20 protein-coding genes are annotated in these 16,692 nt (G+C 66.6%); 7 read left to right on the top strand and 13 right to left on the bottom strand.

Features of this window, described 5'->3' with window-relative positions; genetic code table 11:
• Window positions 1-5: 5 nt before the first annotated feature.
• Window positions 6-683 carry an O-methyltransferase gene (locus IDT60_RS01810; protein WP_191080664.1) on the bottom strand — a complete coding sequence of 226 codons (678 nt, stop codon included), beginning with the start codon at window positions 681-683 and terminating at the stop codon, window positions 6-8.
• Window positions 684-715: 32 nt separating this feature from the next.
• Window positions 716-1,039 carry a thiamine-binding protein gene (locus IDT60_RS01805; protein ID WP_191080663.1) on the bottom strand — a complete coding sequence of 108 codons (324 nt, stop codon included), beginning with the start codon at window positions 1,037-1,039 and terminating at the stop codon, window positions 716-718.
• 121 nt (window positions 1,040-1,160) lie between these two features.
• Here IDT60_RS01805 and IDT60_RS01800 point away from each other — a divergent pair, with 121 nt between their 5' ends.
• Window positions 1,161-1,796 carry a TetR/AcrR family transcriptional regulator gene (locus IDT60_RS01800; protein ID WP_191080662.1) on the top strand — a complete coding sequence of 212 codons (636 nt, stop codon included), beginning with the start codon at window positions 1,161-1,163 and terminating at the stop codon, window positions 1,794-1,796.
• A 205-nt stretch (window positions 1,797-2,001) separates the two neighbouring features.
• Window positions 2,002-2,220, top strand: a complete 219-nt coding sequence (locus IDT60_RS01795; protein ID WP_191080661.1) for a hypothetical protein — start codon at window positions 2,002-2,004, stop codon at window positions 2,218-2,220.
• 63 nt (window positions 2,221-2,283) lie between these two features.
• Here the strand turns inward: IDT60_RS01795 and IDT60_RS01790 are convergent, their stop codons facing one another.
• From IDT60_RS01790 to IDT60_RS01765, 6 genes are all read right to left on the bottom strand, one after another.
• The gene (locus IDT60_RS01790) at window positions 2,284-2,571 is read right to left on the bottom strand and encodes a hypothetical protein (RefSeq protein WP_191082047.1); all 288 of its coding nucleotides are present in this window, start codon (window positions 2,569-2,571) and stop codon (window positions 2,284-2,286) included.
• A gap of 58 nt (window positions 2,572-2,629) precedes the next feature.
• Window positions 2,630-2,905 carry a hypothetical protein gene (locus IDT60_RS01785; RefSeq protein WP_191080660.1) on the bottom strand — a complete coding sequence of 92 codons (276 nt, stop codon included), beginning with the start codon at window positions 2,903-2,905 and terminating at the stop codon, window positions 2,630-2,632.
• Window positions 2,906-2,979: 74 nt separating this feature from the next.
• Window positions 2,980-3,291 (bottom strand): AzlD domain-containing protein, encoded by a 312-nt coding sequence (locus IDT60_RS01780; protein ID WP_191080659.1) that lies wholly within the window; start codon window positions 3,289-3,291, stop codon window positions 2,980-2,982.
• Window positions 3,288-4,037, bottom strand: coding sequence for an AzlC family ABC transporter permease (locus tag IDT60_RS01775; RefSeq protein ID WP_191080658.1), 750 nt, complete (start codon window positions 4,035-4,037; stop codon window positions 3,288-3,290). The genes IDT60_RS01780 and IDT60_RS01775 overlap by 4 nt, the downstream gene beginning before the upstream one ends.
• On the bottom strand, window positions 4,034-4,525 hold the full coding sequence (locus IDT60_RS01770; RefSeq protein WP_191080657.1) for a hypothetical protein: 492 nt from the start codon (window positions 4,523-4,525) through the stop codon (window positions 4,034-4,036). Before IDT60_RS01770 ends, IDT60_RS01775 begins: the two co-directional genes overlap by 4 nt.
• Window positions 4,526-4,615: 90 nt before the next feature.
• A complete protein-coding gene (locus tag IDT60_RS01765; RefSeq protein ID WP_191080656.1) occupies window positions 4,616-5,524 on the bottom strand; it encodes a glycerophosphodiester phosphodiesterase family protein in 909 nt (302 codons plus the stop codon).
• Window positions 5,525-5,574: 50 nt separating this feature from the next.
• Between IDT60_RS01765 and IDT60_RS01760 the strand changes: the two genes are divergently transcribed.
• Window positions 5,575-6,924: a DUF445 domain-containing protein gene (locus tag IDT60_RS01760; RefSeq protein WP_191080655.1), complete on the top strand. Its 1,350-nt coding sequence runs from the start codon at window positions 5,575-5,577 to the stop codon at window positions 6,922-6,924.
• On the opposite strand, the gene IDT60_RS01755 is transcribed toward IDT60_RS01760, so the two are convergent.
• Window positions 6,921-7,670, bottom strand: a complete 750-nt coding sequence (locus IDT60_RS01755; RefSeq protein ID WP_191080654.1) for a LamB/YcsF family protein — start codon at window positions 7,668-7,670, stop codon at window positions 6,921-6,923. The two genes, IDT60_RS01760 and IDT60_RS01755, sit on opposite strands and share 4 nt — an antisense overlap.
• The gene (locus IDT60_RS01750) at window positions 7,660-8,478 is read right to left on the bottom strand and encodes a hypothetical protein (RefSeq protein WP_191080653.1); all 819 of its coding nucleotides are present in this window, start codon (window positions 8,476-8,478) and stop codon (window positions 7,660-7,662) included. The genes IDT60_RS01755 and IDT60_RS01750 overlap by 11 nt, the downstream gene beginning before the upstream one ends.
• 141 nt (window positions 8,479-8,619) lie before the next feature.
• On the opposite strand from IDT60_RS01750, the gene IDT60_RS01745 reads away from it, so the two are divergent.
• Complete coding sequence (locus IDT60_RS01745) at window positions 8,620-9,954, top strand: MFS transporter (protein WP_191080652.1); 1,335 nt, start codon at window positions 8,620-8,622, stop codon at window positions 9,952-9,954.
• Window positions 9,955-10,021: 67 nt separating this feature from the next.
• Here IDT60_RS01745 and IDT60_RS01740 read toward each other — a convergent pair whose 3' ends face one another.
• From IDT60_RS01740 to IDT60_RS01730, 3 genes are all read right to left on the bottom strand, one after another.
• Entirely contained in the window at window positions 10,022-12,364 is a 2,343-nt protein-coding gene (locus IDT60_RS01740) for a glycoside hydrolase family 65 protein (protein WP_191080651.1), read from the bottom strand.
• A 72-nt stretch (window positions 12,365-12,436) separates the two neighbouring features.
• Window positions 12,437-13,201, bottom strand: a complete 765-nt coding sequence (locus IDT60_RS01735; protein WP_191080650.1) for an HAD family phosphatase — start codon at window positions 13,199-13,201, stop codon at window positions 12,437-12,439.
• Between the two features lie 452 nt (window positions 13,202-13,653).
• Window positions 13,654-14,271, bottom strand: coding sequence for an alpha/beta hydrolase (locus IDT60_RS01730; RefSeq protein ID WP_191080649.1), 618 nt, complete (start codon window positions 14,269-14,271; stop codon window positions 13,654-13,656).
• A 159-nt stretch (window positions 14,272-14,430) separates the two neighbouring features.
• Between IDT60_RS01730 and IDT60_RS01725 the strand changes: the two genes are divergently transcribed.
• From IDT60_RS01725 to IDT60_RS01715, 3 genes are all read left to right on the top strand, one after another.
• Window positions 14,431-14,688 carry a DUF6458 family protein gene (locus IDT60_RS01725; RefSeq protein ID WP_164202818.1) on the top strand — a complete coding sequence of 86 codons (258 nt, stop codon included), beginning with the start codon at window positions 14,431-14,433 and terminating at the stop codon, window positions 14,686-14,688.
• 232 nt (window positions 14,689-14,920) lie between these two features.
• A complete protein-coding gene (locus IDT60_RS01720) occupies window positions 14,921-15,721 on the top strand; it encodes a DeoR/GlpR family DNA-binding transcription regulator (RefSeq protein WP_191080648.1) in 801 nt (266 codons plus the stop codon).
• Window positions 15,718-16,692 (top strand): 1-phosphofructokinase family hexose kinase, encoded by a 975-nt coding sequence (locus IDT60_RS01715; protein WP_191080647.1) that lies wholly within the window; start codon window positions 15,718-15,720, stop codon window positions 16,690-16,692. Before IDT60_RS01720 ends, IDT60_RS01715 begins: the two co-directional genes overlap by 4 nt.

Here is a 16,692-nt window from a genome sequence, read left to right as displayed (position 1 = left end):
GCCGGTCACTGGACCCTGGCGAGGGCGAACCCGTCCCAGCCCTTGGACCCGACGGTCTGGATCACGGTCGCATCCAGCCGGGGATGGTTCCCCAGCAGTTCCAGCGCGCTGATGATCCCCGGCGCGTTGACCTCGTCAAGGGACGGATCCAGAACGGCCCCCTCCCACACCGCGTTGTCCAGCACGATGACGGTTCCCGGCTTGCCCAGGCGGACTGCCCAGTCGAGGTAGTCGGCGTCGTGTTCCTTGTCCGCATCGATGAACACAAAATCGAACGGCTCCTCCCCCTCCGCCTCCAGCGCGGCCAGCGTGTCAAGGGCTGCGCCGACGCGGACTTCCACCTTGTCAGCCAGCCCGGCTGCTGCGACGTTGGCCCTCGCTATCTCCGCATGCTTGGTGAGGTATTCACACGACACCAGCCGGCCGCCGTCGGGAAGCCCCTGAGCCATCCAGATGCTGCTGAAGCCGGCAAGCGTGCCGATCTCCAGGACGCGCCGGGCACCGGAAATCCGGACCAGGAGATTCAGCAGCTTGCCGGCATTGGGGGTCACCTCGATGGGCGGCAGGCCGGCGTCGACGGCGGTGCTCACCACCTGCTGCAGCGCGTCGTCGGGCTGGACCACGGTTGCCGTGAGGAAATCTTCCACTGCCACCCAGCCTGGCTGGGTCTTGTGCTCAAACATGGCCACAGTCTGGCACGCGGCCCCGCGCCGGTCTAGGAACCGTCGGTGAGGGCCTTTTCCAGCCGGTCCACCTTCGCGCCGAGCTCGCCCGTATAGCCGGGCCGGATGTCGGCCTTGATGACGAGCGAAACGCGGCTGCCGAACCGGCCCACGGCTTCGGTGGCGCGCTTGACGACGTCGAACACCTCGTCCCAGTCGCCTTCGATGGTGGTGAACATCGAGTCCGTCTGATTGGGCAGGCCGGATTCCCTGACGATCTTCACGGCGGCAGCGACGGCGTCGTGGACTGAGGCGTCGGTGGGACGGGATCCGCCAACGGGCGTGCCGGACGGGGCAACAGAAAAGGCTAACAACATAGGGCAAGTCTTTCATGCCGCCAAAAGACCCGAACCGGACAAATGGTGCCAGTCGACGTCACATAACCGCCTACCCTCCAGTAACCATGATGACCGTCTGCCGCGTTGCTAACCTGATCCGATGAGCATTGCTGTCGTCCGCAAGCCACTACGCGCAGACGCTGCCCGGAACGTGGACAAGATCATCCTGGCCGCCCGCCAGTGTTTCCGTGAGCACGGTCCGGAGGTTCCACTGCAGACCATTGCAGCGACTGCCGGAGTGGGCCCGGCTACTCTCTTCCGGAACTTTGCCGACAAGGAGGAGCTGGTCCTGGCCGCCCTCAACCGGCAGCTCCGGGAAACGGTCGACCCGGTCATTGTCGACGCCTTGGCGGGCATGGACGCCGCAAAAGGCCTGCTGCGCGTCATCGAGGCCATCATGGCCGCCGCCAGCGCCGACGCCAACCTCCTCGGTGCCGTGGCGGGGCGCCGGGAACTCCTCACCGGGATCACGGGTTCGCTGATGGAATCCATCGGCGTCCTCCTGGTGCGGGGCCAAGGCCAAGGCACCCTGCGTCCCGATATCTCCATGACCGACATGTTCCGGCTCCTGGCCATGCTGATCGGCGTGGTGGACACCATGGAACCCGGCTCAGACGCGTGGCGCCGGCCCGTGGCCCTCATCGAGGATGCCATCCGAACTGAACGGTCCGGCCGGCCCCTCCCCGCACACATTCCCCTGCCCGTACCGCAACTCCAGGGCCCGCCCTACGCCTGACCAAACCCGGCCGGAGGCCGCCCGGCAAGGCCCCCGGCACGACACCGTCACTGGTCTCCGCAACTGGTCCCCGCGGGGGCCATTGAGAGTGTCCAGACGTTGGATTAGACTCGCAGGAGGGTTACGCAGCCAGCCTCTGAACAACCAGAGGAGTTTAAGAAATGCGTTCTGTTGTGGACTTTCAACATGCTTCGGAGATCGCCAAGTGAATCACGCGAAGCTCTCCCAGTTCATCAATGATCCGCGCGGCCCCGAAGAGGTCCTGCCCTTGCTCGCCGCTGAGGAACTCACCAATCTCCTGGATGCCCTCTACCAAAACCTTGACACCCCCGCCCCTGATTTCGGCGCGCAGGTCTGGTACGAGCTGGCTGTGGAGGAAATTGCCCGCCGGACGGCCCCGTCAGAGGATGAGCAGTCGGCCTGAGCACGTGACCGGCCCACCGACTCCGACGGGCCCGCCTGGCTGAACCGAGGTGATGAACCACGTTCAGCCGGCGTGGCCCCCGGAGTCTTCTTTTTCCTGGAGGTCGCCTTGCTGGAGGTCGCCTTGTGCGGTGGCGTCATGGTCGTAGTGATGAGGAACGTGGTCCTTGGCCTGGATCAGGTGCTGCTGCAGCTTCTCTTCGGCGGCGCGGCGGCGCCGGGACGTATCCCGTAATTCCCTGGTGGCTTCGGAGGCGCTCTTGTCGTAAATCGGCCGCGACTTAGGTTCTGCACCCTGGTTGTGGGCTCCGCCGGCGCCTTCGGGCGCGTGTTCCTCTACAAGTTCGTTCATTTCACCTGGCTCCTCTTTGGGCGCAGCTGCGCAATCACAGCTGCTCTCAGTCCGCACATCATTCGTCGGACGCGGATTTTCGGTTATGGAGCTCGGCTCGGACCGCCGCATGGAGGGTAACCATGCCCGGTTCCTGGCTGACGTCAAGAGCCAGTCTTATCTGTTCGGACAGGATGTCAAGGTCCTCTGGCGGCAAGTCGGCGAGGGACCTGAAGCGCGTAAAGAACCGCTTCACCGGCAGCCCCGCGCGCCAGCCTGCGTCCGTGGGACGACGGGGCTTGCGGGGTCTGGTGCGGGCTACGTGCAGCTTTATGTCCATGGTCAGCGCTCTCACGAAGAATCCACGGCCAACTGCATAGCCTGCCTCATGCTACAGCGCAGATACCGGTGACCGCCAGAGTTTGGGCGTCAGTTCCACCCGATCAGCCGGAGCAGGGCAGCAGTGCCGGCGCCGGCGATCACCACCACCAGGAACGGGGCGCGGAAAGCCAGTGCGACGGCGGCGGCGGCCAGGGCGCCCAGCCGTGCGTCCGCAGCCAGGGCCTGGCCGGAGGCTACCGTGTTGACGATGGTCAGGGACGCCAGCAGCCCGATGGTCATGGTCCCGGCCACGCGCGACATCCGGGGGTCTTTGAGGAGCTTCGCCGGGACGAGATAGCCCACGAGCTTCCACGCGTAGGCGAGCACACATGCCAACAGCAGCCAGAACCAGAGGTTCATGCACCCACCTTGCCTGGTCCGTCGCTTCGGTGTCCGTGGTGCTCCCCGTAAGGATCAACGTCCGGTTCCAGCCCCTCGTCACTGCGCCCGTGGCTGAACCAGCCGATCAGGGCGGCCACCACGGCGGCAATCAGAATCGGCACGCCCGCGGGAACGAACGGAACGGCGATCACTGTTGCCAGGGCACAGACCACGGCAATCGCGGCGGGCTCCCTGCCCTTGAGCCGGGGCCACAGCAGGCCCAGGAAGGCCGCGACAGCCGCGCCGTCCAGGCCCCAATGCTTGGGGTCGCCCAGCCCGCTTCCCGCCAGGGCGCCCACGGCCGTGAACAGGTTCCAGAGCACATAGATGCCAAGGCCCGCGGTCCAGAAACCGCGCCGCTGCTCGGCCGGATCAGTCTGCCCGGTACTGGTCGCCGTTGACTCATCAATGGTGACCTGGGCGGCAACATAGCGCCGCCATCCCGTCGGGCGCAGGAGGGCATTCAGCTGCATCCCGTAGATGCCGTTCCGCATGCCCAGGAGCGTGGCCGCGCTCATGGCCGCGATGCCGGAACCGCCGCCGGCCACCACGCCGATAAACGCAAACTGGGACCCGCCGCTGAACAGCAGGAGGCTGAGCGCCATGGTCTGCCAAAAATCAAGGCCTGACGTGACGGAGAGGGCGCCAAACGAAATTCCGTACAGGCCGGTGGCGATGCTGATGGAGATTCCCACCCGGACGGCAGGCGATGCGGGCAGCTTCACGGCCGCCGCCCGGCAGGGGTGCTCCGCAGGCTCCAGGCCCACAGGATGAGCGGGAGCTGAAGGGGAAACCTGACGGTATGTGCTGTGCGTTGTGCCGGCGAGCCCTTGGGTCCGTAGACCCGGCGGAGGGCATCCGCGTGGCCGGCAAGAAATACGGTGAACATTGCCGTCACAGCAGTGGCCGTCGCGCGGCGGGTCACGGGGATCAGGAGTCCGACGGCGGCGCCCGCCTCCAGCAGCCCGCTCACCGCGATCCATTCCTCCCGCGACATCACCGCCAGATGCCGCGTGCCGCCGTCGTGCGGTGTGTTTCCGTCGCCCGTGGCATCCGGGCCGGTCACCGGTTCCTCGCGGCAGAGGTAGTCAGGGACCACCTGGGAGAAGAACTGTGGCTCCCGGAAGTGCTTCATGGCGCTGGTCAGCAACAGCGCGCTCATGGCTGCCGCGGAGATGGTTTGGACGGCCCGGCCGGACCAGCGAAAAGGCATGGCTCCACTCAATCACAGCGGAACGCCCGCGGTTAAAACGCGGCGCCACGCGAGTGGAGTACGGTCCGCCGCCGGAGCCGGCGCCGCGGGTCAGGACGGAAGCTGGGCCTGCTGGCTGCTCGACTGGAGCTGCGCCAGCACCCTGGCGGGTTTGTTGGTGGTGATCTCGTGGACGCCCAGCCCCTGGCAAAGAGCCACGTCGCGCTCGGTGTCGACCGTCCAGACCCGGAACCGGCGGCCGGATTCCAGCCAGCGCTGGACGGTCCTGGCATGTTCACGGACGTAGATGATGCCGGGCCCCGCGATGCCCACCTCGCACTCATCCAGGATCCGTTCGCCTTCCAGCTGGGCCGCCTTCATGACATTGGCAATGGCACCACCCGCCAAATGTCCCAGGCTCAGTTCGTCTCGGATCTCGTCGACGTCGATGTCGTCAACAAGCTGGCAGATGTGTCCGGCCGGAACAGTCTTGAGCAGGTGTTTCACCGAATCCGGGCTGAAGCTCATAAACGAAATGCTGATGTTGTCCAGGGTGGACGTCGCCGGGTCCCAGCCCTGGCGCCGGAGCACGTCCAGCACCCGGTCTTCGAGCCTCAGCTGGAACGGGCTGGGATGTTTGAGTTCAATGGCCAGTCCCATGGGCCGGCCGGCGCCCCGCAGGATGTTCAGGAGTTCCGGCAGTGTCAGGAGCTGCTCGGACCTGGCACCATATTTCTCCGGGATCCGGGCACCTTTCCACGACGAGAAATCCAGCAGCCGCAATTCAGCCAGCGTCCGGTCCGCCACCGGCCCGGTGCCGTCCGACGTCCGGTCGAGGTTCGCGTCATGGATCAGGACGGCGTGCTGGTCCCGGGTGAGGTGGATATCGCACTCGACCCCGTCGGCGCCGTCGGCGATGGCCTGAAGGTACGCAGCGCGGGTGTGCTCGGCAAAGGCAGCACTGGCACCCCTGTGGGCGAAAACCAGCGGCCGCTCCGGAACAGGCTCGTCGAATGTCATGAGGACACGTTAGCGGACCGGGCCCGGGCCCACGGGACTAGGCTGGGCACATGCAGGTGAACTCTGAGCCAACTACCCGGCAAGCCCCGCCCCAGACCCCCGGCGCGGTGCCGCCGGACGGGAAGACGGGGGCCGCCGTCGTCCGTCATCAACTCAGTGCGGGGGACGCCGAAAAGGCGGCAGCGCTGCGGAAAATGAAACTTGTGGCGCTGGGACTCCTCATTGCCATGGCGGTTATTTTTGTGTTCGCGTTCGCGCTGCAAAAGGAACATCCGTGGCTGCAGTACGTGCGCGCCGCGGCCGAGGGCGGCATGGTGGGCGCGCTGGCCGACTGGTTCGCCGTCACTGCCCTGTTCAAATACCCCATGGGCATCAAGATCCCGCACACCGCCATCATTCCGCGCCGCAAGGACCAGATCGGGGCGTCCCTCGGCGAATTCGTGGAGACCAACTTCCTGTCCGAGCAGGTGGTCCAGGACAAGCTGGCGTCGCTGGACGTGGCGCGGAAGGCCGGAGCGTGGCTCTCCGGCCCCGGCGGCGCCGAGCGCGTGGCCAAGGAAGGTGCCGCCGTCATCCGCGGCGCGTTCAAGGTTCTGAACGACGACGACGTCCAGGCAGTGATCGAGGCGATGGTCCGCAAGCACCTGGTGGCTCCGCCGTGGGGGCCTCCGGTGGGCAGGATGGCGGAACGGATTTTTGCCGACGGGCACCACCACAAACTGGTGGACCTGCTGGTGGACCGGGCCGCGGACTGGGTGGACGCCAACCACGAGACCGTCAGCCGGCTAGTCTCCGACCGCTCGCCCACCTGGGTCCCGCAGTTCGTGGACGGCCTGGTGGGCGACAAGGTCTATGTGGAGATCCTGAAGTTCACCCGGGCCGTGCAGTCCGATCCGAACCACCAGGTCCGCCAGCAGATCGATAAATACCTGACCGATCTTGCGCAGGACCTCCAATTTGATCCCGTCATGATCGCCCGCGCGGAGGACATCAAGGCCCAGGTCCTGGGCGATCCCGAAGTCCGCGAACTCGCTTCCCGGACGTGGGGAACCGTCAAGAACGCCCTGCTCAGCGCCGTGGACGATCCTGAGAGCGAGCTCGCCGTCAGGTTCAAGGCAACGGTCCGGGACTTCGGCTCACGCCTGGTCAATGACGACGAACTGGCCGGCAAGGTCAACACCTGGATCGGCGACGCCGCAGGCTACCTGGTGCGGACGTACCGCTCGGACATTGCGGGCGTGATCACCGATACCGTGGCCCGCTGGGACGCCGAGGAAACCTCGCAGAAGATCGAACTCCAGGTGGGCAAGGACCTGCAGTTCATCCGGATCAACGGCACGGTGGTGGGCTCCCTCGCCGGACTGGCCATCTTCACCGCAGCGCATCTGGTGTTCGGCTAGGCGAAGGACTCCAGCTCCACGCCGGCTGCCTCGAGCCCGGCCCGGACGGCAGAGGCCATTTCGACGGCGCCGGGGGTGTCGCCGTGAATGCACAGGGAATCAGGCCTGACCTGGACCACGGTTCCGTCCACGGCAACTACCTCCCCCTTCGTGGCAAGGCGCACGGCGCGCTCCACGATCGAGCCAACGTTATGCAGCACGGCGCCCTCCTGCGAGCGCGGCACCAGCGTGCCGTCCGCCTGGTAGGCACGGTCCACAAAGGCCTCCACAAAAACGGGGTGGCCGGCTTCCTTGGCCTGGACCAGCAGTTGCGAGCCGGGCAGGCCAAGAATGGGCAGCCCGGGATCGTAGGCCTGGATGGCTGCCACCACGGCGGAGGCCTGATCGGCGTCATGCACCAAGCGGTTGTAGAGGGCGCCGTGCGGCTTGACGTAGTCAACGGAGGCACCCACCGCGTGCGCGACGCCGTCGAGCGCTCCCAGCTGGTAGAGGACGTCGCCGAACAGCTCGTCGAAGGACATGTCCAGGGACCGGCGGCCGAAGCCGGCCAGGTCCCGGTACCCCACGTGCGCGCCCACTGTCACGTCGAGCTCGAACGCCGCGCGGCAGCTGTCCAGCATGGTGACCGGGTCCCCCGCGTGGAAGCCGCAGGCCACGTTGGCACTGGTCACCAGCGGGAACATCGCGGCGTCATCGCCCATGGTCCACGAGCCGAACGATTCGCCGAGGTCAGCGTTAAGATCCAAGGTTTTTACCCTCCAGGGTGTTGTTGGCCGCGGGGTTGGTCTCCGCAGCTGCAGCGGTGGCTTTGAGCTCCCCCGGAATCGTATCCGGCATCGGGCCGAAAGCCTCCTTGGCGTTCGCCACCACGGCCCGGCCCATCATCAGGTTGCCCGCACCGCCCACCACAGCGCCGATGCCGAACGGCAGGGCCCGGCCAAAGAGCGCGGTGCCCTGGCGTTTGAGCAGGTTCTTAAGGAAGGCCTTCTGGATCTTCGTCCGGATGGCGCCGAAACCGGTGGGCATGGACTTGGACAGCGCGTTTCCCCATGCCTGGGTGGCACTGGCACCCTTGCCCATGGCCTGCCCGCTCAGCGTACCCAGCAGGGCAGTTCCCTCCTCGCCCAGCATGATGGCCATGACCATGGTGCTGGCCTTTTCCGGGTTGGTCAGGCGGATCCCGTGGAGTTCGGCCAGCGACGTGGCGTAGAGCGCCGTGGCTTCAAGGAAGCCGACCGTGGCCGCGGCGGAGAGACCCAGTGAGGCTACAGTTCCGACGCCGGGCACAACCGCGGTTGCCCCGACGAGCGCGCCGCCGCCGGTCACCGCACGCAGGTAGTCGCGCTCCAGGATTTCCGCGAGCCTGGCTGCGCTGGCGGCGGGGTGCTTGCGCTGCAGCCGCCGGACGTAGGCGACCACAAGCGGCCGTTGGATTTCGACCGCCCTCAGGAGCATGTTGTGGACGCCGGGTTTCGGCTTGCCCTCGGCATCGAACACCGCGTTGTGGGCGGTCTCCTGGGCGATGCGTACTGCGGGATTACTGCGCTTGGCCATGGTCACCTCTGCTTCTGTAGTACGTCTGCCGCGGCAGCCAGGCTGCGGCTTTCCTTAACAGCTTGCCTTAACAGTAAGGGTGCTTAACACTACGTACCCTTTTCGGTTCCACCGCTATCCGGCCCCGCCTAAACTTGCCCTATGCCCACACTCCAAGCCCTGCGGCCGTTTGCGCACCGCGAGTACCGGGTCCTTATCGCAGCCCTGGCCATTTCCATCTTTGGATCCGGCATGTGGGCTGTCGCCATGGTCTACCAGGTGATCCACCTCGGCGGCGGGCCGCTGGAACTTTCGCTCGTAGCGGCAGCAGGCAGCGTGGGCCTGGTGGCCTTCGTCCTGGCCGGCGGGATCGCCGCGGACAGGGTTCCGCAGCGGCTGCTGATCATCGCCGTCGAAGGCGCCAACCTGGCCGTGATCGCTGCCATCAGCGGGTTGGCGATGGCCGGTTGGCTGCAGTTGTGGCATCTTGCCGCGGGCAGCTTTGTCCTGGGCGTGGGGGCCGCGTTCTTCTTCCCGGCCTACTCCGCCATCCTGCCGCGGATCCTGCCGGCCCAGGACCTGCTGGCGGCCAACGGCATGGAGGGCACCATGCGGCCCATCCTCCAGCAGGCTGCCGGACCGGCTGTCGCGGGCATCCTTGTTGCCGCGCTCTCCCCGTCCCATGCCGTGACGGGCGTGGCCGGCTGCCACCTGCTGGCGTTCATCATCCTGAACTTCCTGGGCCGTCATGCCCTCGCGGCGCCATCCAGCGGCGCAGACGACGGCGACTCCCACCCGACCGGCTCCGATACCCACGAACGCCCGGCCAGGACGTCGTTCTTCCACGACCTCCGGGAGGGCGTCAGCTACACCATCCGCACGCCGTGGCTGCTCTGGACGTTGCTGTGGGCCTGTATTTCGGTGCTCTTCCTGATCGGCCCCATCGAAGTGCTGATGCCGTTTGTGGTCCGTGACCAGCTCGGCGGCGATTCCCGGATGTTCGGCTTCCTGCTCGCCGTGATGGGCGTGGGCGGGGCAATCGGGTCGCTGGTGACAGCGTCCCTGAAACTCCCCCGCCGCTACCTCACGGTGATGATGGTCTGCTGGGGTGCGGGCAGCCTGCCGCTCGCCGCCGTCGGCATCCTGGATAGCTTCTGGACCGTTGCCGCCGCGATGTTCATCTTCGGTGCCACCGGCAGCGTGGGCATGGTCATCTGGGGCACGCTGCTGCAACGGCGGGTGCCGCGGCATCTGCTGGGCCGGGTTTCCAGCCTGGACTTCTTTGTGTCGCTCGCGCTGATGCCGGTGTCCATGGCGCTGGCCGGTCCGGCCGCCGCGGTCTTTCCCATCTGGGCGATCTTCCTGTTCGCCGGCGGCGTCTGCCCTGTCCTGGCGGTGATCGCCATGATCGCGGCGCGCATGCCCCAGGACGAACTAGCCCATCCGCTGGACCCGGCACCGGCACCCGCTGTGGAACGCACGGCGGCGGGAGACTGACGCAGCCCCGCTTCCAGCGGGTGTCAGCTCCCTCCGCCGGCGGCAGGATCCTCGTTGCGCCCGGGTCTTAGCCGGCCGCGTGCACGACGGGCATGCTCGCGGTGGGCGGTCCGCTGGGGAACACCGTGGGCTCGGGGCACTCAAAGGCTTCCAGGGCAACCCGGACCGGGTCCGTGCCCACCCGGAACACCTGGCCGCGGATATCCACGTCCAGCTGACCGCCGCTTTGGACGCTCAGGGTGAGCGCGCCGGCGTCGAGCTCGACCAGCAGCAGCCGGCCCCGGACTTTCAGGTGGAAGGTCAGCGCCTCCCATTCGGCGGGGAGCCGGGGGTCGAAGAACGGCATGTGGCCCTGGTCGCGGAGCCCCGCGAAGCCGCAGACCAATGAGCTCCAGACTCCACCGGTGGAGGCGATGTGCACGCCGTCGATGGTGTTCCCGTGCGTGTCATCCAAGTCGATAAAGACGGCGTTGGTGAAGTGCTCCAGCGCTGCGCCGGGGTGCCCCACTTCGGCTGCCATGATCCCCTGCACGCAGGCGGACAGGGTGGAATCCCCGGTGGTGATGGGGTCGTAGAAATCAAAGGCGCGGCGCTTCTCCACCGCCGTGAAATCCTGCCACTGCAGGAACATGGCCAGGACGGTGTCGGCCTGCTTCAGCACCTGGTGGCGGTAAATCACCAGCGGGTGGAAGTGCAGCAGCAGCGGGTACTTTGACCGGGGCGTGGTCCAGTCCCAGGGCTCCAGGGTCATGAAGTCGTTGTCCTGCGAATAGACCTCAAGGTCTTCGTCGAAGGGCAGGTGCATGCGGTTGGCGGCCTGCACCCAGAGCTGGCGTTCGGCATCGTCAATCGCCTGGTGTTCCACGGCCGCGGCGGCGCGCAGGTTAAAGCGGGCCATCACGTTGGTGTAGAGGTTGTCGTTGACAACCGCCGTGTACTCGTCCGGGCCTGTGACGCCGTGGATGTGGAAGAGCCCGTCCTTGCCAAAGAAGCCCAGCGAGATCCACATCCGGGCGGTTTCGATCAGCAGCTCCGCGCCCGTGCCTTCACGGAAGGCGTCGTCCCCGCTGGCCCACACGTAGCGGCTGGTGGCGAAGGCGATGGCGGCGGCGATGTGGAACTGCGCCGTGCCGGCAGCATAGTACGCGCTGGCTTCGAGGCCGTTAATGGTGCGCCAGGGGAACAGGGCGCCGTCCACACTCAGCTCCTTGGCCCGGATTTTGGCCGCCGGGAGCATTTCGTGCCGGAACTCCAGGACCTTGCGGGCGCCGTCGGGGTTCGTGTACGTGAGGTAGGGCAGTAGGTAGACCTCCTGGTCCCAGAAATAGTGCCCCTCATAGCCCGAGCCGGTGACGCCCTTGGCGGGAATGCCCGCGACGTCGGCCCGCGCCGTCGCCTGCGCCAGCTGGAACAGGTTCCAGCGGATGGCCTGCTGGAGCTGGGGCTGGCCGGCTACCACGATGTCCGAGGTGGCCCAGTACTCGCGGTAGTGCTCCCGGCTCTCGACGAAGATGTCCTCCACGGGACGGAGCCCGGCCTCGGCGGTTTCCGCGGCGTCCCGTTCGGAGTCCTGGACGCCCGGCCCGGCGGCGTAGCTGACGCTCTTCTCCAGCCGGAACGGCTCCTCGGCGCGGACCGCCAGGACGTAGCGGACGCTGCTGTCGTCTTCGCCTGCCACGGTTTCGAACGGCTGGTGGCCGGCCGAGGTCCAGTGGTCCACGGCCAGTCCCACGCGCTGCCCGGATTCCGCGGCTTGCCAGGCCAGCCGGAGCGAGCCGTCGCTCCCGTCGATCCGTACCGGCAGCAGGACCCGGCCTGCGTGCCGGCCGGCACGGCGGGGATCATGCGCCGAGTGGTCCTCCACGGGCTGGTCCTGGCGGTTGATGACGGACGAGGTGACGTCAGCGGAAACCTCACGGTCCGACGCTACTTCCAGCGAGATTCCGAGGGCGCCGCGCGACGCGAAGCCCACGGCGCGGCGTTCGGTAGTGGTTACCGACGCACCGGACCGGCAGCGCCAGGTGATGCGGCATTCGTAGATCCCGGTGGCGAAATCAACCGTGCGGCGGTAGTCCAGCACATCCGATTCCGCGAGCGAGAGGGATTCGCCGTCGATGATGACCGTGAAGTTGTTTACATCGGGGATATAAAGGATCCGCTGGCCCGTCCGGGCAAAGCCGAACGCGTTCTCTGCATGCTTGATGTCCCAGATTTCGTGCAGGCCGTTAATGAAGCTGCCCGGCAGTTCGGCGTCCGCCGCGGCCCAGTGCGCACCGCGGATCCCAAGGTGCCCGTTGCCCAGGGCAAAGAGCGTCTCCAGGGTTCCCGCGTTGTCCGGCTGGTGGTGGGTCTCCACAAGCTGCCAGGGAGTGTCGGGGAACCGTTCGCGGTCCGCGGTGATAAGTGCCATGGTGTTGCGATCCTTTTGGCGTGGTGCTGGTCTGTGTGGGGCTTGCCTGGCTGGTTCCAGCCGGGAGGTTTGCTAGAGGAGTTCCTGGAGGTCGTTGACCACCCTGGTGGCTCCGGCGTCGAGCAGGGTCTGCCGTCCGGCACCCCTGTCCACGCCGATTACCGAGTGGAACGTTCCGGCGTGGCCAGCCTGGACACCGGACACCGCGTCCTCAACCACCACGCACTCTTCGCTGGGCAGGCCCAAAAGCTGTGCTGCGTAGTTGTAGGTGGCCGGGCTGGGTTTGCCGGGCAGGCCCTTGGCCGCGGCCACCACGCCGTCAACCACCACCTCGAAGTGCCCGTTGAGGCCCGCTGCCTTCAGGACCGCGGGCGCGTTCCGTGAGGAAGAGACGACGGCGACCTTGAGCCCGCGGTCCAGTGCGGCCTTGAGGAAACGCACCGACCCTTCAAAAGGCTCGACGCCGGCACTGACGATGTCGTTGAACACCTGGTTCTTGCGGTTGCCGAGTCCCTGCACCGTTTCTGTTCGCGGAGCGGCGCCGGTTGAGCTGCCGCCTTCGGTCCCGTCGCTGGCGGAGCCTTCGGGGAGCACGATGCCGCGTGATGCCAGGAAATCGCGGACACCGTCGAACCGGGGCTTGCCGTCGATGTGGTCGAAGTAGTCCTCTTCGCGGTAGCCGGGCACGTCGGGCCGGGTGGTGAGATAGCCCTCGAAGAGTTCCTTCCACGCCTGTTCATGGACGGTGGCGGTAGGCGTCAGCACTCCGTCAAGGTCGAAGAGGATGGCAGAAGCGGTGGTCCAGCCGGGGGTTTGGGTTGTCAAAACGTCAGTCATGCGCAGTGTCCTTCCAGACGGCGGGAAGCCTTGGGGGCGTAACTCAAATGGGTGTGGTTTCAACGGGCGGGAATTTCAACCAGCGGACCTCAGCGTCCGGGCAACGGGGTGTAAAGGCAGAGCGGGGAAGCGCGGGCAACCGCGTCCGCCGGATCAGCAGGGGCGGCCAGGGGCCGGGTCAAAAAACCTCGGCGGGCCGGTGGGCTGCTAAAAAACGTCTCGTTCCATGATGAGCGCCCTGGTGCGGCCTGACAACCTGCGCTGCCCGGGCGGGCGGGCGCGGGCAGGGGCCTGGCTCATGGGCACCGGTGGGGCATCCTTCTCCTGCTGGCTCAACGGCCGGAGGATTCGGGCCAACATCGAGTGTAAGCGCTTGCAGATTTCGCGCGCAACTGGATTTGCTGCCTGCCGAACCCCCGGACGGCCCGGCCCGCCAACCGGCCCGCGGGAGGTCAGTCCAGCACGTAGTGGCGCAGGAACGCGCTGACGTCCACCATCTCGGCTTTACTCATCGCGTGGCCCATGCCGGGGTACGTCCGGGCAGTCAGGTGAGTGTTTTCGTGGAGCCACTGCCCGGTGTAGGCCGTGGCGTCCTCATTGATCACAAGGTCCGCTTTGTCCCGCCCCCAGAAGAAGGGGGGCGGGGTTTCAAAAGAGTCAGTTAGTGACAACAGTTCGTTCTCCAGGACAAACCCGGACAACCCCACCGTTGCCTTGTAGTCGTTGGGGTGCAGGCGCAGGAGAGTACTGGCCATGGCCATCCCCTGCGAATAGCCCATCAGGCTCACGCTGCTGTGGCGGCCCCGCACGGAGCCGATCCAGTCCTGGACGGCATTGGTGGCGGCAATGACATCGGCAAAATCGTTGACCAGGAAGTAGTCCAGCAGGAACCAGCCATAGTGGTCGCCAATCACCATCGGAGCCCGCAAGGCGGCACAGGTGAATTCGGCGGGCAGATACTCGAACAGCCGCACCATGCGGGACTCGTCCGTGCCGTAGCCATGCATGAGGACGAGCAGCGGCGTGCCGTCCCGCTCAGCCTCCGGCTTGGACCAAACAACTGTTTCCATCCGACCAGCCTAGCCAGTGCGGGCCGTTGAACAGCCACGACGCCGCCAATCCGCAGCCTTGCCGGTGATTGAATCGCACCCTGCCGGGCTGTAGGTTGTGAGAGGACAGCATGCTTAGCAGTTCGGCACCACACGTACTCGAACCACAAGGAGCAAGTCATGAGAATCGGTTCCGCCATCTTCCTTATCGCGCTCGGTGCCATCCTGGCCTGGGCGGTTGCACCGGGCCTGATCCCGTTCGTTGACCAGGTCCTGATCGGCTACATCCTGATGGCCGTCGGCGTCATCGGACTGATTGCGTCCCTTGTACTCGCCTCGCCGGGCCGCAGCCGGCGCGTCAGTGAAACCCGATCGGTGGTTGACCCGAACACCGGCGAGCGCATCACGCGCAACGAAAGCCGCGACGGCGGACTGTAGCTCCCGGGCGATAGCGTCACCATGAAAACCCGACAGCCGGGCCGGACCACCGAGGTCCGTCCCGGCTTTTTCGTTTCCTTCGGACCCCCCGACCAGCGGGAGGCGCTCCGCCGTCTTTGTTTCGTGTGGATTTCCATTGACAAACCAACATAAGCAAAGATAAAGTCAAGTAATTCCACATCATGTGATGCCAGTCACGGATGGAACCCAGACTTTACGCAATGGAGGGCACGTGTTCGCCGAAGAGCGCCAGCAGAAGATTGCCGAGCTAGTTGCCGGCAACGGCCGCGTCAGCGTGACCGTGCTGGCCGAGCGCTTCAGCATCACCACCGAAACTGTCCGCCGCGACCTCGCCACCCTCGAAAGCGCGGGCACCGTCCGGCGCGTCCACGGCGGCGCCGTTGCGGCCGACCGTTTCAGCACGTCCGAGGAAAGCATCAACGAGCGGACCATCCAGCGCCCGGACCAGAAGCTCCGCATTGCCCAGGCGGCCCTTGCCCTGATCCCCCGGTCCAAGTCCGGGAGCATCCTGCTCGACGCCGGTTCCACCACCGAAGCCCTTGCCGACCTGCTCTCCCGGCGGGCCGCCGTCGAACCCTCCCCTGCGACCGCGCCCGAACTTGTGGTCATCACGCATGCCGTGCCCATCGCTGCCAAACTGGCCAGCGCGCCCGGTATCGCCCTGCAGATCCTGGGCGGCCGGGTCCGGGGCCTGACCCAGGCCGCCGTTGGGCAGGCAACCGTGGAAGCCGCCCAAAGGATGCGCCCGGACATCGCGTTCCTTGGCACCAACGGCATCCATGCAAGCTTTGGCCTCAGCACGCCCGATCCTGAAGAAGCCGCCGTCAAGGCAGCCTTCGTCCAGTCGGCCCGCCGCATCGTGGTGCTGGCCGACTCCTCCAAACTGGACGCGGAAACGCTGGTCCAGTTCGCCTCCCTGAAAGATCTGGACACTTTGATTACAGACAGCGAACCCAGCCCGGAACTCACAGCCGCCCTGACCGATGCCGGCGTAGATGTGGTGATCGCATGATCGTCACCTTCACCGCCAACCCCAGCCTGGACCGCACGGTGGCCCTCCCCGGCCCCCTGCAGCGCGGCGAAGTCCAGCGTGCCGTCTCCGTCAGCCAGGAGTCCGGCGGCAAGGGCGTGAATGTGTCCCGGGCCCTCTGCGCCTCAGGGCTGGACACAATCGCAGTACTTCCCGGCGGTGACAGCGATCCCGTCCTTGCCGGCCTCCTTCACGACGACGTACCCTTCGCTGCCCTCCCCATCGACGAGCCGCTCCGCACCAACGTGGCCCTCACCGAACCGGGCGGGGTGACCACCAAGATCAATGAGCCTGGTCCCACGCTGAGCGTTGAGGAGCAGGAAGCCCTGATCGGCCTCCTCCTGGAACGCGCCCGTGGCGCCGGCTGGGTTGTCCTGGCCGGCTCCCTGCCGCCCGGCTTCCCAACTGATTTTTACGCTACCGTCATCCAGCGGCTGCGGAGTGCGGCGGGCGACGGCGGCACCCCGTTGATCGCCGTCGACTCCTCCGGCGGGCCCCTGGCCGGCGCGCTGTCCGGGACACCGGACCTCCTCAAACCCAACGCCGAAGAACTGGCGGAACTGGCTGCAGCAGCCGGTTTCGCCACGGCGTCCACCGCAGAAGAACTGGAAGCGGATCCGGAGGCAGCCGCAAAGGCCGCCGCCGCCGTCGTGCGTTCCGGTGTAGGTGCGGTGCTGGCAACTCTCGGATCCAAGGGAGCTGTCCTGGTAACGGCCGACGGCGCGTGGCTGGCCACGCACCCGCCGGTCGCCGCGGTCAGTACTGTCGGCGCGGGCGATTCATCGCTGGCTGGCTATCTGCTCGCCCACGGCCAGGGCGCCGCCCCGGCCGATTGCCTTCGTCAGGCAGTGGCACACGGTGCCGCCGCCGCCTCCCTGCCGGGTTCCACTGTCCCGGCAGTCCACCAAACCACCCCGGATGCCGTAACTATCACGGCCCTTCGAAAGGATTGA

This window comes from Pseudarthrobacter sp. BIM B-2242 (assembly GCF_014764445.1).
In the GTDB taxonomy this organism is placed as follows: Bacteria; Actinomycetota; Actinomycetes; order Actinomycetales; family Micrococcaceae; genus Arthrobacter; species Arthrobacter luteus_A.
This window is presented reverse-complemented; position numbering and strand designations above follow the sequence as displayed.

Coding starts and splice junctions, on each gene's coding strand:
- IDT60_RS01780 (WP_191080659.1), bottom strand. CDS start 3,291: ATGAACCTCTGGTTCTGGCTGCTGTTGGCATGTGTGCTCGCCTACGCG.
- IDT60_RS01725 (WP_164202818.1), top strand. CDS start 14,431: ATGAGAATCGGTTCCGCCATCTTCCTTATCGCGCTCGGTGCCATCCTG.
- IDT60_RS01715 (WP_191080647.1), top strand. CDS start 15,718: ATGATCGTCACCTTCACCGCCAACCCCAGCCTGGACCGCACGGTGGCC.
- IDT60_RS01810 (WP_191080664.1), bottom strand. CDS start 683: ATGTTTGAGCACAAGACCCAGCCAGGCTGGGTGGCAGTGGAAGATTTC.
- IDT60_RS01800 (WP_191080662.1), top strand. CDS start 1,161: ATGAGCATTGCTGTCGTCCGCAAGCCACTACGCGCAGACGCTGCCCGG.
- IDT60_RS01750 (WP_191080653.1), bottom strand. CDS start 8,478: ATGGCCAAGCGCAGTAATCCCGCAGTACGCATCGCCCAGGAGACCGCC.
- IDT60_RS01770 (WP_191080657.1), bottom strand. CDS start 4,525: ATGCCTTTTCGCTGGTCCGGCCGGGCCGTCCAAACCATCTCCGCGGCA.
- IDT60_RS01730 (WP_191080649.1), bottom strand. CDS start 14,271: ATGGAAACAGTTGTTTGGTCCAAGCCGGAGGCTGAGCGGGACGGCACG.
- IDT60_RS01745 (WP_191080652.1), top strand. CDS start 8,620: ATGCCCACACTCCAAGCCCTGCGGCCGTTTGCGCACCGCGAGTACCGG.
- IDT60_RS01760 (WP_191080655.1), top strand. CDS start 5,575: ATGCAGGTGAACTCTGAGCCAACTACCCGGCAAGCCCCGCCCCAGACC.
- IDT60_RS01790 (WP_191082047.1), bottom strand. CDS start 2,571: ATGAACGAACTTGTAGAGGAACACGCGCCCGAAGGCGCCGGCGGAGCC.
- IDT60_RS01735 (WP_191080650.1), bottom strand. CDS start 13,201: ATGACTGACGTTTTGACAACCCAAACCCCCGGCTGGACCACCGCTTCT.
- IDT60_RS01740 (WP_191080651.1), bottom strand. CDS start 12,364: ATGGCACTTATCACCGCGGACCGCGAACGGTTCCCCGACACTCCCTGG.
- IDT60_RS01805 (WP_191080663.1), bottom strand. CDS start 1,039: ATGTTGTTAGCCTTTTCTGTTGCCCCGTCCGGCACGCCCGTTGGCGGA.
- IDT60_RS01765 (WP_191080656.1), bottom strand. CDS start 5,524: ATGACATTCGACGAGCCTGTTCCGGAGCGGCCGCTGGTTTTCGCCCAC.